This is a genomic window from Mesorhizobium sp. WSM4307, assembly GCF_007003945.1.
GTDB lineage: Bacteria > Pseudomonadota > Alphaproteobacteria > Rhizobiales > Rhizobiaceae > Mesorhizobium.
This window is the reverse complement of sequence record NZ_VFTB01000023.1, coordinates 48,078-64,160: the sequence shown is the minus strand read 5'-3', so window position 1 is coordinate 64,160 and position 16,083 is coordinate 48,078. Positions and strand designations below refer to the sequence as shown.

Below are 16,083 nucleotides of genomic sequence, written 5' to 3'. Positions count from 1 at the left end.
GATGGATGCTGAAGCGTGGTAACTCCAGTCTCCTCGGTCCGGTCCGAATGGACAACCTCTCGAAAGCTCACACCTAGGATGGGTGCTGCCACGCGGCTCGGACTCAGCGTGCATTATCACGTAAATGTTGAGAGAATGAATGGCGCCGCGAAGGGCAATTCCAGCCGTCCAAAGCGACAGGCGTGTCGCGGCCTCGACATTGCAGTGGCGCTTACCTAACACGGCCTCACACTGCCCTCTAAACGGCCCCGAATTTGAACTGACGGCCCCTGGCCGGTTCATCGGGCAGGTCAAGGGCTAGGTGTAGTACACAGGGCTCATAACTTTCAGTTTCTAGTTGGTACGATGGGCCGTGGACGGTCGATGCAGACTTCAAGATGGCGAACGAAGCTCTCCATGCGTGCGTTGTCGAGGCAAGTGCCTTTGCCATGCTCGCGACTGGAGAGATTTCAAAATGAGCCTTGTAAGCGGAGAATGCCGCCGACGCTGTTCGGCTTGCTCGTGCCCTTGACGGCGGTAGGCTCGGCAGGGCCGAGGCCAGAGTTGCCGTAGTGGTCGTAATCGACCTCGGCTGTGACCGTGAAGCCGGGAACGACCATGTAGGCGACGTTTGCAGCCACACCAGCATCCTTGAGCTGATCACCCGAGACCTGAAGGTTGAACGAAGTTTTCTCGTCAAACTCGTAGGTGGCGCCCGCCCAGAAAGCCCACTGGCCGTTCCAGATTTTGTACGAGCCGCGCCCATGATTGGCAATTGCGCCGTTTGAGTCCTCGTTGAGACTGGCATTGGAACCGTAGCCGAAGAGTCCAAACAGCGACAGCTGGTTTGTGACAGCGACGTCGACGCGGATCTTGCCGGCAAAAGCTTCGTAATTGCTGTCATAAGCCGCGACGCCGATGATCGAGCCCCAGCCTTGCGTGTATTTCAAGCCGGCGACAACGTGCGGAATATAGCTGTCGATAGTACCGGCTGAGCCCGATCCTTGTTCGAGCGAAATCACAGTCGAAATGCCGTTGCCGGCGTCGAAGTGGTACTGAGCCACGTTGGTGTCGAAGCCGGCCGACGGAACGAGCATACTATCGAGAACGTTGCCAGCGTAGCTTGCAAACGTATCGAAGGCCGACCCCTCCTTGCCAACTCGCAGGCCTCCCAGCTCGACCCAGGCAGAAGCCAGTGCGAGGCCGCTGTTGAAATCATAGTTCTGAGGACTGTCATGCGAGTTAGCGCTGTTGCCAAAATTCACCTGGGTTTCGGTATAGGTCGTCAACGCGCCGAGCTCGGTCTGCTGGCCGGTCCAAGTTTTGAACGTGAAGCGTGTGCTGTTTCGCCAAGTGCCTTGGTCCTCGCCAGTTCTCACGTCCGAGGTTCTTGCGCTGTCATACGATCGGACGTCACCCAGGCCGATATCGTAACGGACATAGCCGCCGATGCGCAGGCAGGTCTCGGTGTTGGGAATATAGGAATATCCCGAGCCGAGGACGTCGCAGATCTTGATGTACTCGGCCGGTTCCCGCTCGGCGCCAGCTGCTCGACCGACGGAAATGGTCATCAGAGCAGTTAAGCCGAGAAGAGGACTCTTGATGTACATGTCTAGATCTCCATGAAGGAATAAAAAGGATAGAGGCGAAAGAGCAAGCTTTTCCTCTAAATTTTGTGCGTGTTGTCTCCAATATGTGGACGCCAAAGCGCTTGACACGAGAGGTGAGCCAGCGTAAAAGCCACATGTACTTATAATAGTGTTTTCTGCTAGGAGATTCATTATCGTTTACATGTGAAACACTCCGGTCGGACCGCTGCAGCTCTCCGAATAGAGCAGCAAGCGACATGCCAACCTGAAGCGTAGATGCGGCCGACACCAAAATCGGGCCGACGCGCCTTCGTCTCGCTGGAATCACTTTTTTTGAGGGTCACTGCGAAAAGAAATGTGCGACACGGTTCGCCATGTTCGATATGTGACAGTCTCGTTTAACAGCGACGGCTTCCCGTCTGACCGCAACGGAGGCCGCGCCATCCGCTACCGAGAAGGATCACTGCGCGTACGCTCCGCAAGGGCTGCGCCAGGAACAGAGGGCGTGCACGTCCGAGGCGTCGCATGGTGGCCGCAGCACCTTTTCGCCGCTGTAAGTTCGCCGTGCAGGTACATTGCGCGGCCGGAAGCGAGAGGGAGCGCACCCTGAAACGGCTGCCTACGGCTCGCCTCGAGTAATTGGCGATGAACAGTATTCTCGAGAACTTAGTCTCGACGGAAAGAGCAACGAAAGGAAGCCGCTTGGACGAGCACGATCCGAAGGAAGAACCGATCGAGACCATTTTCCGCAACGGCACAATCACTGCCGTGGGTATCCTGCTTGCCTTTTCCCTCGGCTTCCTCACTCATTGGGCCGCGAACCCCTTGCCATGGCAACTCTACGATCTGTTCGCCGTAGTGCCGATCCTGCTCGGCATCGCACTGCAGATGAGAGCGCTGTCCATGCTGCTCGACATGAGTTCCTTGCGGCGCCCCATCTACGAACGCGCCAATCGCATTTTCATGGTCGGCCTCATCCAGACCGCGTGTGGCGTCGGCATGGCCATCTTGGTCGATCTTTTCGGGATATCGGTAGGGGGCACGCTGCCCGGCGCTTGACGACAAGCCACACCGCTCTTCGCTCGAAGCGACGTCAAGCCGGGGAACCTTGTGCACCCCCTAGCGGCGTCCTCCTTTCATCAAATGAGCCGACGTCAGCTTTAGAGCGTCTCGGTGGCTAAAGCCGGTATGGTTTTTCGGCCGGCAGGGAAGGCCGCTGGCTGGACCTGGATGGCGTCTGAACGAGGCTTGACAGGTCCGTTGCGTCGGACATGAATTTCGCATTGCAAAGTTCTTCCGCAGACGCCTCAAGCACACTGCACTGGCGTCACGTACTCAGACGTTGAATGCGGCACCGCACCATCACCTCAGGCGCAACCATGGCACGCGCGCTCCCCGGCGTGGTTGACCCCATCCTGTCCAAACGAGACTGCGACATAAGCGGGACGCACTGACTTAGGTCAGAGACCAGGACGAGCGCGCAACGAAAGAATGATGGATGAGCGACGTGGGATGACAGCTCCTTGCACACCTCAATCCTGACAAAGTACCGGGACCCCCGGCCGCCTTGGTATACCATCTATCCGACTGTGCCAGACTTCTCTGCGGCAGTTGGTGCTGACGATTATGAGGAATGGCTGGGGGGCCTCCCGGCCGACGAATCGGTGTCGCTCTATTTCCACATTCCGTTTTGCCGATCCATGTGCTGGTATTGCGGCTTCCCTACCGCGGTCATCCGTCGCAACGGCCCGATCCTTAATTATTTAGCGGTGCTGCGTCAGGAGATCAGTTTGGTGTCGGAGCAAGTGCGGCAAGGGCTGCCGGTGAGCGATGTGCATTTCGGCGGCGGAACGCCTCACCTTATCGGGCCAGCCGAGCACTTGGCGCTGATGGAATTTCTACGCCGCCACTTCGCTTTCAGCAAAACTGCTGCGATCGCCGTGGAGATCGATCCCCGAACGTTCACACCGGAAATGGCCGAAGCCCTGGCAGCTAACGGTGTCAACCGCGCGAGCATCGGATGCAGAGCTTTGATCCCGATGTGCAAAGGCGATCAATCGGATCCAGAGTAAGGTGCAGACGGCCGCTGCAGTCCAAAATCTCCGCCGGCATGGCGTTGGCCATATCAACTTCGACCTCATCTTCGGTCTACCGAAACAGACTGTGCAGTCCTGCATCCAGACCGCGATGGCTGCGGTCGCCATGCGCCCCAACCGGCTTGCGGTGTTCGGATACGCGCATATTCCTTCCGTGATAAAGAATCAGCGCCTAATCGAGCAGGCAGGTCTACCGGACGGCGATCTTCGCGCCGAACAGGCTGCAACTGTCGCCGAGACACTGGTTGGCGCTGGCTACCGGGAGATCGGGCTCGATCATTTCGCTCCGCCGGACGACGAACTTGCGCTAGCGCCAGAAGACCGGGCGCCTACGGCGTAATTCGCTGGGATACTCGGCCGATACTTGCAAAACGTGATCGGCTTCGGCGCGTCGGCTATTGGCCGAGTCCGCGAGGGGTATGTTCAGAACGAAGTAACACGGGATTCTTACGCCCGGCACATCGCAAGTGGACGTCTGGCGACATCAAAGGGTCACCGTCTGACCGACGATGACCGGGTGCGCGCAGCGATCATCGAGCGACTGATGTGCGATTTGGAGGCCGACGTGCCGACCATCTGTGCCGCCCACGAAATCGAACCAGCTCGTTTTCTCGATTCAGTTGAGAGTTTGGTGACGCTGGCTGAGGAGGGGATCCTGGACGTCGAAAACGGCTTCATCCGCGTGCGGCCGGAGCACCGCTTTGTTGTTCGCGCCGTTGCTGCTGCATTCGATGCTTTTCTCGCGAATCGATGAGTTGAGGCCACGACGCCGAAAGGCATCAGACCTTGTTTGGCGCTCGTCGGCATGGGCTCTCGCAGAAGACTCCGCAAGCGTATGCAGGGGACTTCCACTTGACGCCGCGTTCACCATCATCTCGCCTGGGTGCGCGCGAAAGCGCACAACCCGGAGCACGCTGCTCTCGGTGTGAGGCTGTGCTCTGCAAAGCACCGGTGATCCACCCTGTCCCTGGACAGCAGCTTGATGGCGTCATCTTGGAGGACGAGAAAAGATTGTCGAGGTACGGGTACGAATTGCCTCGGTCGTCCGTTCAATCGAAAGCACTGTCTGCGGAGGCACCTCTCCTTCATGCAGTGACAGGAGATGCTGGGCGACTTCCTTATCTGCTGCGGTGAGTCGATGATTTAGGCGGAGAAAGTCCATCCAGGTGGGGGTGCGGAATGTCTCCGTCCAAAGTGACGGTGTTTGCAGATTTCGCTGGAGCGTCCAGTTTCGTGCACCGGCACGGCTCTGGACGTGTCGCCGCGTGCGCATGGAGCCCAGAAAGGCCTCGATATTTTCCTCCGATATCAAATACTCGACCTTGGCCACGATAGGGCCACTTCTGGGTTTCAGATCGAGAGCCACGTCCGGCGGATGAAAAACTGAACTTTCTTGATCGGTTTCTTCCCAGGGACGGACCGGCAACACGATCCCCGCTGCTGCAACCAGCAACAGAGCGCCTGCGGCGCCCTCCAATGCTGAGGTCAAGGAATAGTTTTGCGCGACAGAACCCCAGATCCAGCTGCCAGCAGCCATACCGCCTGCGCTCAAGGCGTAGTAAATGGAGAGCGTGCGGCCTACAACCCACCTTGGGCTTGCCAACTGCACCGACACGTCAATGCCCGTCCAGGTGATAAGCCAACCCGCTCCGCCGAGCGCCAGCGAAATGGCCGCCACAGGAAGCGACGATGTAAGGGCAAGGGAGAGGCAACAGACTGCACAAGCCACAGAGGCGAAGGCCACCAGCCTGTTTTGAGACGTGACCTTCCTCAAGAAGCCGTTGCCCATACCCGCGATGAAAGCACCCATGCCGAAGCCGGCCAATAAGATACCGTAGACAATTGGCCCACTCTTCAACTGATCCCGGACGACGAGGGGGAGCAACGCCAGAATGGAGATGCTTGCCAACCCGAAAAGAGCGGCTCGGGCGGTCGCTGCCCTGATCTCCAAAGACATCGCCGTAAAGCGCACTCCGTCATGAATTGCCGTCGTCATTCTCTCACGAGGGAGAGGCGAAGAGCGGACCTCCCATTTGGTGCGCCATATCGCGCTTATGGGCGCCAGATCACTCACCGCAGCCAAGGCGAAAGCGGCCAGCGGCCCAAAGACGGCCAGGATCACGCCCCCCAAGGCTGGACCAACGCTGCGCACAATGTTGTATCCGACGGACATAAGCGTCACTGCGGCCGGAATGTCGCGTTTGTGAAGGATATCGCCGACCGAAGCGTGCCAAGCCGGATCATTCAAGGCAAAGCCGCAGCCGGCCAGGAAACCTAACCCGAGAATCAGCCAAGGACTGACAAATCCCAGACCCACAGAAATCATCAGCGTCGTCGACGCCGATGCTATCAGGCAGTGTCCCGCAAACATCACCCACCGGCGGCTGAAGTTGTCGGCAATGGCTCCGGCGAAAACTGAGAGGAAGAACACCGGCAATGTGGATGCGGCCTGGACGAGTGCCACCATGAGGTCGGACGCTGAAATCGTTGCCATAAGCCAACTGATGGCGACCGTTTGCACTAGCCAACCGAGGCTGGAAATCTGGGTGGCCGCCCAAATTGAGCGAAACACCTTGTTTCGAAATGGGGCGAGCGTCTTTGAAACGGGCGGTTGGGGATTTTCGCTCTGCATGAGGTATTGCTGGCCTTCGATGAGCGCTGCGATTTGAGCAAGCGGGTCGATACTTAGACATCGCGGAGCACCGCACGGACCCCAGCTCTATGGAGCTTGCCGGCGACTATTTGCGTATTGAGCCATTCTCATAGTCTCATTCATGAGCAGTCCTGTGCGCAAGCATTGCTTTGCTAAATTCCCACCACAAGCGCGCCGCCGCTGAGACCCGCACCCGCTGCCGCCAAGAGGACTTTCTCGCCAGGCCGAAACGGCTGCGCCCGATGGGCCAGCGACAATGAGAGCGGGATCGTCGCGGCGGAAGAGTTGCCATATTCGGCGATCGTCTTGACGATCGAGTGATCAGCGATGCCGAGGTTCCTGCCGACCGCGTCGAAAATGCGCGCATTGGCCTGATGCGGCACGAAACGATCGAGGTCTTGCGGCCTCAGTCGGGCAGCAGTGAGCGCATCTCTCGAGCAGGCGGTCATCATCTCCACGGCCTTGCTGAATACTTCACGGCCGTCAGTGATCGTCATCCGTGTCTGCGCGAGGTCGAGGTCGGCATGGAACGGAGTGTTGCTTCCCCCGGCGGGAATCTGGATTAGCCCGTAGCGCGAGCCGTCGGAATCCACCGAAGCGCCGAGAATGCCTCGATCCGGGTCATCGCAAGGACTGATCACCATGGCGCCGGCGGCATCGGCAAACAGCACGGCGCTGGCGCGCTCGGCCAAATTGATGCGGTGGCTGAGGATGTTGGCGGCGATGACAAGGCTCGCTTTGCCGTGCAGGCGGGTGAACCCGTCGGCGAACATCAGCGCATAGATGAAGCCGGCGCAGGCGCCGGTCAGGTCGATCGCTCCGGCGCGGCCTAGCCCCAGCCGATGTGCGACCAGCGGCGCGCTTGGCGGCAGAAGGTGATCGGGCGTCGACGTGGCGAGCAAGAGTAGACCGACGTCGCCGCGGTCGATACCGGCATTGGTCAGCGCCATGTCGCCGGCAGAGGCGGCAAGGCCCGACAGCGTGTCTTCGTCTGTTGCCCAGAAGCGCGAGCGAATTCCGGTGCGCCGCTCGATCCAGCCGGGCTCAAGCCCGAGCCGGTCTTCGATTTCCGGGTTCTCGACCTTGCGCGTCGGCGCATGATGGCCGAAGCCGAGAACGCGCGACGATAGGTTCATGGCCGCGAGCCGAAGCGTTCGCCGGCCTCCTCTATCGCGTCATAGAGCCCGTCCAATTCGTCGCTGGTGATGCAATAGGGCGGCAGAAGATAGAGGACATTGCCGAGCGGGCGCACCAACAGGCCGCGCTCAAGGAAAAAAGCGCGCAGTTTTGGCCCGATCTCGGCCAGATAACCGGCTGAGCCGGTGCGTAGGTCGAGTGCCGCGATGGTGCCGGTTGTCCGGCAGTCGGTGAAATATGGATTGTCCCGGAAGCGTTGCAGCCCCGCGGCCTGCCTCGCGCTCAAGACCGCGATCCGCTCGGCCACCGGCTCGTCACGCCAGATCTCGACATTGGCAAGTGCTGCCGCGCAGGCGATCGGATTGGCGGTGTAGGAGCTCGAATGGAAAAACGTCTTCTTGCGATCCTCCGAAAAGTGAGCGTGGAAGATGGCATCGGTGGCGATCGTGGCGGCCAGCGGGATGGTACCACCGGTCAGACCTTTCGAGGTGCACAAGATGTCGGGCGAGACGGACGCCTGTTCGCAGGCAAACATGGTTCCGGTGCGCCCCCAGCCGGTCATCACTTCATCGGCGATCACGAGCGTGCCGGAGGCTTCGGCGATCCTCTTCAATTCGGCAAGAACCCAGGCCGGATACATCAGCATGCCGCCGGCGCCAAGCACCAGCGGCTCGACGATCAGCGCGGCTGCGCGCCGGTCGCGGCTAACGGCCTCGAACCGATCCAGCGTTTCCTGCTCGCGCCCGGCGGCCGGGAAGGGGATGGTGTCGACCTCGAACAGCAAAGGCTCATAGGCGGCGTTGAAGACGCCACGGGCGCCGACGCTCATCGTGCCGATGGTGTCGCCATGATAGCTGTGCTCCATGACGGCGATGCGCGAACGCGACGCGCCGATGTTACGGAAATAGCCGAGCGCCATCTTCAGCGCGACTTCGACTGAGGTCGAGCCACTGTCGGAATAGAACACCCGGTGGAGGCCGGCGGGTGCGATGCCTACAAGCGCCTCGGCCAGCCGTTCGGCCGGCTCGTGGGTGAAGCCCGCGAAGATGATCTGGTCGAGGCTCGAGGCGGTCGTCTCGATGGCCTTCATGATGCGGGGGTGGCGATGGCCATGGGTGACGACCCACCAGGAAGAAATCGCATCGAGGATGCGGAAGCCGTCGGCCTTGTGGAGATAGGCGCCTTCAGTCAGCACGATTTCAGGGAGCGAGGGCTCTAGCGCGTGCTGCGTGAACGGATGCCAGACTCGAGACTCCGCCATCAGTCGCCTCCGGCAATCATGGCCAGGTCGAAGCCGGAAATCATTGCATCTCTCAACGTTTCACCCGTCAGCGGACCGAGGTGCGGCAGCCTGCCCAGCTGCGGCACGCCGCCGAATTCCACGATTGTCCTTTGTGTATCGGCCACCTCTTCGCCAATGAAGGCAATGCCGATGAGCGGGATGGAGCGGGCTCTCAGGGCCTCGATCGACAACAGCGTATGATTGATGGTGCCAAGCGCGGTGCGGGCGCACAGTATGACCGGCAGCCGCCATTGTTCGAATATGTCAATGAACCTTGTCTGTCGATTGAGCGGCACCATCAGCCCGCCGGCGCCTTCGATGACGAGCGGTGTCGGCAGGACCGGAAATGAAAGATCGTCGGCCTCGATCGCGACGCCGTCGATTTCGGCTGATCGATGCGGCGACAGCGGCATCGTCAGTCGATAGACTTCGGGCAGCACGCGTCCGTCGGGCAAGCCGGAAAGCCGGGCGACGACCTCGCTGTCGGTCTCCTCGTTGAGGCCCGATTGCACCGGCTTCCAGTAGAAGCCGTCGAGCAGCCCGGCAAGTCCGGCCGAAAACACTGTCTTGCCAATTCCAGTGTCTGTTCCGGTGACGACGATGCGTTTGGTCATGCTGTGGCCAACACTCCGACGAGAGCCTCGACCATGGCGGAAATGTCGGCTTCGTCGACGTTGAGAGTCAGCGAAATGCGCAGGCGCGACGTACCCTCAGGCACTGTCGGCGGGCGAATGCCGCGTATGTCGAAGCCGCGTGCCTGCAGTCCTGCCGCCACCGCCATGGTGCGGCTGTTATCGCCGATCACAAGCGGCTGGATCTGCGAGCCGCTGGGCATCACGCCGCAGCGTTCGGCCAATTGCCGGCTCGCGAAAGCGACACGCTCGTGCAACTGAGCACGACGCATAGGCTCGTCAGACAGAATAGTCAGCGCCTCACGTGCCGCGACTGCCATCAGCGGCGATGGTGCGGTCGCATAGATGAATGGCCGGCACCGGTTGATAAGATAGTCGCACAGTGTTCGCGGTCCGGTAACGAGCGCGCCGGATGCGCCAAGCGCCTTGCCGCATGTGTGGAGCGTGACGATGTTGTCGCGGCCTTCATACGCGGCGGCCAGTCCCCGGCCGTCCGGTCCCCAGACGCCGGTGGCATGCGCTTCATCGACGACGATGAATGCCTGGTACCGATCAGCCAGCGCGACCAGGCTCTCCATCGGCGCACGGTCGCCATCCATGCTGTAAAGGCTTTCGAAGGCGATCCACACCCGCCCCATGCCGCCTTCGGCGCGCCAGCGGGTGATTGCGTCCTCGACAGCGTCGACGTCGTTGTGCGCGGCCAGCTTGAACTCAGCGCGCCCGGCCTGGGCACCCTCATGCATGCTGGCATGAGCGAGCTCGTCGAGGACCAGCAGGTCGCCTTTCTGCGGCAGGGCCGTCAGCAGAGCGAAGTTGGCGATATAGCCGCTGCCGAAGAACAGTGCACGCTCGGCTCCGAAAAATGCCGCTGCGTCCGCCTCCAGTTGCTCATGTTCCGGTGCATTGCCGCGCAACAGCCGCGATCCGGTGGCGCCCACTGGCGTGCCCCGCGCAATCGCCGTCGAAACCGCATCGCCCAGTCTTTTGGAGGCGGCAAGTCCGATATAGTCGTTCGACGAGAAGTCGAGCCCGGCGCGCGGTGCGAGCGTCCGCAACCGGTCCTTGCGCCCCAGTCCCCGCAAGGTTGCGTCATAGCGGGCAAGAATTGCCTCCTTCATTGCGTGGCGAGTTCCATAGGCTCAATGCCGAGGCGCCGGAACAGAAGGGTATCCTTGTCCTCGCCGGGATTTCCCGCCGTCAGCAGCGTGTCGCCGACAAAGATCGAATTGGCGCCGGCAAAGAAGCACAGCGCCTGCGTTTCGTCGCTCATCGCCGTCCTGCCGGCGGACAGCCTTACATAGGATTTCGGCATCATCACCCGCGCGAGCGCAACGATGCGGACGAAATCGATCGGATCGATGGCGTCGGCCGCGGCAAGCGGCGTGCCTTCGATGGGAATAAGCATGTTGATCGGCACGCTTTCCGGCGGCTCGGGCAGGTTCGCGAGCGTGACCAGCATGTCGATGCGATCGGTCTTTTCTTCTCCCATCCCGACAATGCCGCCGCAGCAGACTTTCATCCCAACCGCGCGCACGTGCCCAAGCGTTTTCAGCCGGTCGGCAAAAGTCCTGGTTGAAATAACCTCGCCATAGTAGCGCTCAGAGGTATCGATGTTGTGGTTATAGTAGTCGAGACCGGCCTGCTTCAGGCGAGCAGCTTGCTCAAGATCGAGCATGCCGAGCGTCATGCAGGTCTCCATGCCGAGGGCCTTGACGCCCTCAATCATGGCGACCACAACGTCCATGTCGCGCTCCTTGGGACTTCGCCACGCCGCGCCCATGCAATAGCGCGTTGCGCCGCCATCACGCGCCTTGGCCGCTTCGTCGATGACATGCTTGACGTCCACCAGCTTCGACGCCTTCACACCGGTTTCGTAATGCGCAGACTGGCTGCAATAGCCGCAATCTTCGGGGCACCCGCCGGTCTTGATGCTAAGGAGCCGCGACAGCTGCACTCGGTTTCGATCGAAGTTCTGGCGGTGGATCGTCTGAGCCAGGAACAGCAGATCGTTGAATGGCATGCCGTAGATGGCCTCGGCCTCTTTGCGGTTCCATCGCGGAGGCGTTCCGTCGACCGATTGCATGGTCTGGTTCACGTCGAACTCCGAGTTCATTCCAATCGTCATCGTCAAACCTTTGTTTGCTAGTCCGGTACGCCTTCTTGGCTTTGGGGCGCACTCGCTAAAGGCGAGCTGCGGCACGTCTTTCCAGCACCTCCTACGCCTGCCGAGCTGATGTTGCTCCTCACGCCGTAATCCTCAGTTCAAGTGCTTGCAGATGTTCTGGTGGTCCGGCATGTCCAGGCCGATGTCGAGGATCGGGGCGCTGTGCGTCAGCCAACCCATGGAGATGAGATCGACACCGGTCGCCGCAATCGCCGCCGCCGTTTTCGGCATCACCCGACCGGACGCCTCGGTGATCGTACGGCCATCCACTATAGAAACCGCGCGGGCAAGATCCTCGACCGACATATTGTCGAGCAGCACCGCGTCAACACCAATCGCGAGCGCTGCATCGAGCTGCTTCAGCGTGTCGACCTCGACCTCGACCTTCACCATATGCCCTGCTGCGGCGCGCGCCCGCTCTATTGCTGTGCGCATATCGCCGGCGATCGCGATGTGGTTGTCCTTTATGAGCACGCCGTCATCGAGGCCGAACCGGTGATTGGCACCGCCGCCGACGCGCACGGCGTATTTCTCCAATGCCCGCAGCCCGGGCGTCGTCTTTCGCGTCGATACAATCCTCGCCTTGTGACCGCGCACGGCCTCAACCATGGCCGCTGTGGCAGTGGCAATGCCGCTCAGCCGGCATAAGAAATTGAGGGCCGTGCGTTCGGCCGTGAGCAGGCCTCGTGCGGGTCCGGACAATCTTGCAATGGTTTCCCCGGCCCCAACCTCGCTGCCATCAGGGCGCCAGATCTGGATGTTGATCGCCGGTTCCACGAGAAGGAAGGCATACGAGACCAGATCGAGCCCGGCAACGACGCCCGCCTGCCTCGCTTTGAGCACCAACGTGGCAGTGCAATCATACGGGATAACCGCATCGGTGGTCAGGTCGCCGGATCTGCCCAGGTCTTCGAGGAGCGCAACGCGCACAATCGGTTCGATCAGGGTCGCGGGGAGGGGGGAGAATGAAGTCATATCAAGTGCTCCGTATGGTAGCCCGGCAATCGAGTGCGGCCGCGGCCCGCATTGCGCTGTGCAGTGTCAGCCGTGATGGGCGCACGTTGGCATCGTGGAGCGGGAAATCGGACCGACAGTGCGCGCCTCGACTCTCTTCCCGCCTCAGGGCCGCCGCGGCGATCATCAGTGAGACCAAAGCCGGACCAGAGGCAGCGACACTATTGGCTGCGATCGGCAGCAGGGTCGCCACCGCTTCGCGCATTGCCTCGCCGTCGCGGATGATACCCAGGGCGGCGGAGACAATCGGGCGGACCACGGAAGCGTCTGGTCGTGGAGGGACGAATGTGGAGCATCTGCGCGGTCGCCGGGTATACGACGTGCCGGCAACGCTTTCGGCAACCCAGCTCGCGGTGACCGCCGCTTCGGTGAGCGAGTTGCTGGCCAGGCGGTTGGCGCCGTGCAGGCCGGTACAGGCCACCTCACCGCAGGCCCACAATCCCTCGATGGAGCTGCGGCCGGCGCTGTCTACGGCGACGCCGCCCATGTGATAATGTGCCGCCGGGCGCACCGGGATCAGGTCGGTCGCTGGGTCGATTCCTGCGCTCCGGCACAATTCGGCGATGCCTGGAAAACGCTTGCCAAATCTCGGGCCGAGACTTTGCCGTGCGTCCAGGAATACGCGGCGTCCAACGGCAAGCTGGTGCCAAATGGCGCGCGCTACGACGTCGCGAGGCGCAAGTTCACCGCCAGGTGTGTCGGCGAGGAAGCGCTCTCCTCGCTCATCGATGAGCACCGCGCCTTCGCCACGCACGGCTTCGCTCACCAGCGGCATCGGCCGGCGCGGACCGTCGAGCGCAGTTGGATGGAACTGTATGAATTCCAAGTCGGCGAGTTCCGCCCCCGCCCATGCGGCGAGCGCCAGCCCGTGACCCCATGAGCCAGCGGGGTTTGTCGTGTCGCAAAACAGCCCGCCGACGCCGCCGGTCGCCAGCACCGCGCGACGCGTGGGCAGAGCGAGCGCGCCGGCTCGTCCTGCTGCGACCACGGCGATGACCGACCCGTCCTGCACGACCAGCCGGCGGACCTCCACATTTTCGATAATGGTGATCGAGGCTGTACGCCGAACCGCGGCGACGAGCGCGCGCACCAACTCGCGACCGGTGGCGTCGCCGGCTGCATGCACAATCCGCCGTCGCGAGTGTGCCGCCTCGAGCCCAAGTCGCAACGCGCGGTCAGGGTGCTGGTCGAAGTCGACGCCGAACCTTTGGATCGTCCTAATCGCTTCGGGTGCAGCTCGTACCACTCGCCGCACCGTGGCCTCATCGCAGAGTCCGTCGCCGGCAGCTATCGTGTCGCAAAGGTGAAAATCTGGGCCGTCGTCGCCCCCGAGACTTGCCGCAAGACCGCCCTGGGCAAGTTCACTGCAGGCTCCGGTTCCAAGCGGCGCGTTGGTCAAAAGCACGACCGGTTCCGGCGCCAGATGAAGCGCCGTCATCAGGCCGGCAATGCCGCCGCCGATGACGACCGGCGCCCCCGCGATTTCGCGAACCTCCAGACTCATAGGGAAAGCATGCGCTCGACCGCGCGGCGGGCGGGGCCGGCAATTTCGGGATCAATCCGGACCTCATGCCGGTTCTGCTCGAGTGCGGCGCGAATGTTGGCCAGGTTGATGCGCTTCATGTGCGGGCACAGATTGCATGGGCGAACGAACTCGACGTCGGGATGCGCGACCGCGACGTTGTCGCTCATCGAACATTCGGTCAGAAGGACGACACGCTTCGGTTTCTCACGCTCGACATAATCCGACATCGCCGCGGTCGAGCCGGAGAACTCCGCCTCCGCGACAACGTCTGGTGGGCATTCTGGATGGGCCAGCACGATGACGCCTGGATGGGCATCGCGCAGTTCCCGGATGTCTGCTGCGGTGAAGCGCTCATGCACCTCGCAATGGCCTTTCCAGGCGATGATCTCGACGTCTGTATCGGCTGCCACGTTCCTCGCCAGATATTCGTCCGGGAGCATCAGCACACGCGCCACGCCAAGCGATTCCACCACCGCCTTGGCGTTGCCGGACGTGCAGCAGATGTCGGACTCCGCTTTTACGGCGGCGGAAGTGTTGACGTAAGTAACAACGGGGACCCCCGGATACCGCAGCCGCATTAGCCGCACGTCGTTTGCCGTGATCGATTCGGCCAGCGAGCAGCCGGCGCGGAGATCCGGGATGAGCACGGTCTTGTTCGGATTGAGCAGTTTTGCCGTCTCGGCCATGAAATGAACGCCGGCAACCACGATGATGTCGGCGTCGACCGTCACCGCCTTGTGGGCCAACGCCAGGCTGTCGCCGACGATGTCTGCCACGCAATGAAAAATTTCGGGCGTCTGGTAATTGTGCGCCAGCACCACCGCATTGCGCTCACGCTTCAGCGCTAAGATGGCTTCAATATCGCCGGCGAACGCGGGCCATTCAACGGGTGGGATCACCCGCCGGACACGCTCATACAAGGACGCAGCCATAGGTAACGCCCCAGTCATTGGCGCCTCGATTATATTCGGTTTGACAATAAGGGAATATATCTACCTTGACTATAAGTATGTCAAGCCCGCGCCAGCGGTAATTTTGTCCCGGCGATAGCCCTGTCGTCGAGGACGGCATGCCGGAAGCGATAAAGCTTCGCCGGTCGGCCGCCCGTGTCGAGGGAGGTCTCCCCGGTCTCCTCAACAAGTTCCTGCTGCTCGACCAATCTCCGGAAGTTCGGCTTGTTGATCAGCCTGCCAGCCAAAGCTTCCACGGTTCGCTGCAGTTGCAGCAGCGTGAAGGAAGGCCGCATAAGCTCGAACACGACCGGCCGGTATTTGATCTTCGAACGCAGCCGCGCGATCCCGGTTGCCAGAATACGACGGTGGTCAGCGACCATTGGTTTGCCAGCCGCGGCCGCAATCGCGTCCCTGCCGCCACCGGCCTCCTCAATCAGAGCAGCTTCATAGAGCAACTCGTAGCGTTGGAGCGTGAGTTCCTCGTTCCAATGGCGGTCGTCGAAGCCGAAGGCTATCGCAGCGCGCTGCCGGCGCTCGCGTTGAGTGGTCGGCTCGCTGGCGCCGCCGGCCCACTCAATCAGGCGGGGCCGCAATCTATCGAGCAGCACAGGCGGCGTGCCGAAGCGGTGGTCCTCCCAGGGAAAATATTCGTACCAACTTTGCCAGCCGCACGCGGCCGAGTTCGTTGCCTGTTCCTTCCTGGTCAATGCGAGATAGCTGATTGAGATGACGCGCTGGTGGCGCTCAGTGCCGATGCGATCGCGATCGGCGAAGGTGTAGAGTTGCTCGATGTATCCAAGTGCATGGCCGGTCTGCTGCTCCACCCACCCCCTCAAACCCGACTGCAGTGATCGATGCTCAAGGGCAAAAGGTCCAGAAGGGAGGGTGTCCGCATGACCGACTGTGAGGACACAGGGCTCACTGTCGTTTACGGCGACCACGACGGCAGTCAGGTCCACTTTGGCTTCGTCAGCTTTGACGGCGGCTTTGCCTTTCTTGGTTCTTCTTGTCTGAGGATCCATGTTTGCGAAAGCGGGTTGGCCCAACGGAGCGCCTTAA

At 61.3% G+C, this 16,083-nt stretch carries 12 protein-coding genes and 1 pseudogene; 2 read left to right on the top strand and 11 right to left on the bottom strand.

The features are described from left to right. Nucleotides 1-449: 449 nt before the first annotated feature. Entirely contained in the window at nt 450-1,589 is a 1,140-nt protein-coding gene (locus tag FJV83_RS35290; RefSeq protein WP_063169258.1) for a porin, read from the bottom strand. Nucleotides 1,590-2,270: 681 nt separating this feature from the next. On the opposite strand from FJV83_RS35290, the gene FJV83_RS35285 reads away from it, so the two are divergent. Both FJV83_RS35285 and hemN read left to right on the top strand, forming a co-directional pair. Then, complete coding sequence (locus FJV83_RS35285) at nt 2,271-2,627, top strand: hypothetical protein (protein WP_024505577.1); 357 nt, start codon at nt 2,271-2,273, stop codon at nt 2,625-2,627. A gap of 464 nt (nt 2,628-3,091) precedes the next feature. Continuing rightward, nucleotides 3,092-4,418 (top strand): annotated as a pseudogene (gene hemN, locus FJV83_RS35280) (oxygen-independent coproporphyrinogen III oxidase). 234 nt (nt 4,419-4,652) lie between these two features. Here the strand turns inward: hemN and FJV83_RS35275 are convergent. From FJV83_RS35275 to FJV83_RS35230, 10 genes are all read right to left on the bottom strand, one after another. Beyond that, a complete protein-coding gene (locus FJV83_RS35275) occupies nt 4,653-6,296 on the bottom strand; it encodes an MFS transporter (RefSeq protein ID WP_063169257.1) in 1,644 nt (547 codons plus the stop codon). Between the two features lie 173 nt (nt 6,297-6,469). Beyond that, complete coding sequence (locus FJV83_RS35270; protein ID WP_063169256.1) at nt 6,470-7,453, bottom strand: beta-ketoacyl-ACP synthase III; 984 nt, start codon at nt 7,451-7,453, stop codon at nt 6,470-6,472. Continuing rightward, the gene (locus tag FJV83_RS35265; RefSeq protein WP_063169255.1) at nt 7,450-8,715 is read right to left on the bottom strand and encodes an adenosylmethionine--8-amino-7-oxononanoate transaminase; all 1,266 of its coding nucleotides are present in this window, start codon (nt 8,713-8,715) and stop codon (nt 7,450-7,452) included. The genes FJV83_RS35270 and FJV83_RS35265 overlap by 4 nt, the downstream gene beginning before the upstream one ends. Further along, nucleotides 8,715-9,350 (bottom strand): dethiobiotin synthase, encoded by a 636-nt coding sequence (gene bioD, locus FJV83_RS35260; RefSeq protein WP_063169254.1) that lies wholly within the window; start codon nt 9,348-9,350, stop codon nt 8,715-8,717. The genes FJV83_RS35265 and bioD overlap by 1 nt, the downstream gene beginning before the upstream one ends. Further along, nucleotides 9,347-10,486, bottom strand: a complete 1,140-nt coding sequence (locus FJV83_RS35255) for an 8-amino-7-oxononanoate synthase (protein WP_024505572.1) — start codon at nt 10,484-10,486, stop codon at nt 9,347-9,349. The genes bioD and FJV83_RS35255 overlap by 4 nt, the downstream gene beginning before the upstream one ends. Next, a complete protein-coding gene (gene bioB, locus FJV83_RS35250) occupies nt 10,483-11,451 on the bottom strand; it encodes a biotin synthase BioB (protein ID WP_224570943.1) in 969 nt (322 codons plus the stop codon). The genes FJV83_RS35255 and bioB overlap by 4 nt, the downstream gene beginning before the upstream one ends. A 174-nt stretch (nt 11,452-11,625) precedes the next feature. Further along, nucleotides 11,626-12,507: a carboxylating nicotinate-nucleotide diphosphorylase gene (gene nadC / locus FJV83_RS35245; RefSeq protein ID WP_063169252.1), complete on the bottom strand. Its 882-nt coding sequence runs from the start codon at nt 12,505-12,507 to the stop codon at nt 11,626-11,628. 1 nt (nt 12,508) lies between these two features. Further along, a complete protein-coding gene (locus tag FJV83_RS35240; RefSeq protein ID WP_063169251.1) occupies nt 12,509-14,050 on the bottom strand; it encodes an L-aspartate oxidase in 1,542 nt (513 codons plus the stop codon). Next, a complete protein-coding gene (gene nadA, locus FJV83_RS35235) occupies nt 14,047-15,021 on the bottom strand; it encodes a quinolinate synthase NadA (protein ID WP_063169250.1) in 975 nt (324 codons plus the stop codon). The genes FJV83_RS35240 and nadA overlap by 4 nt, the downstream gene beginning before the upstream one ends. Before the next feature lie 62 nt (nt 15,022-15,083). After that, nucleotides 15,084-16,046, bottom strand: a complete 963-nt coding sequence (locus FJV83_RS35230; RefSeq protein ID WP_024505567.1) for a membrane protein — start codon at nt 16,044-16,046, stop codon at nt 15,084-15,086. Nucleotides 16,047-16,083: the final 37 nt, after the last annotated feature.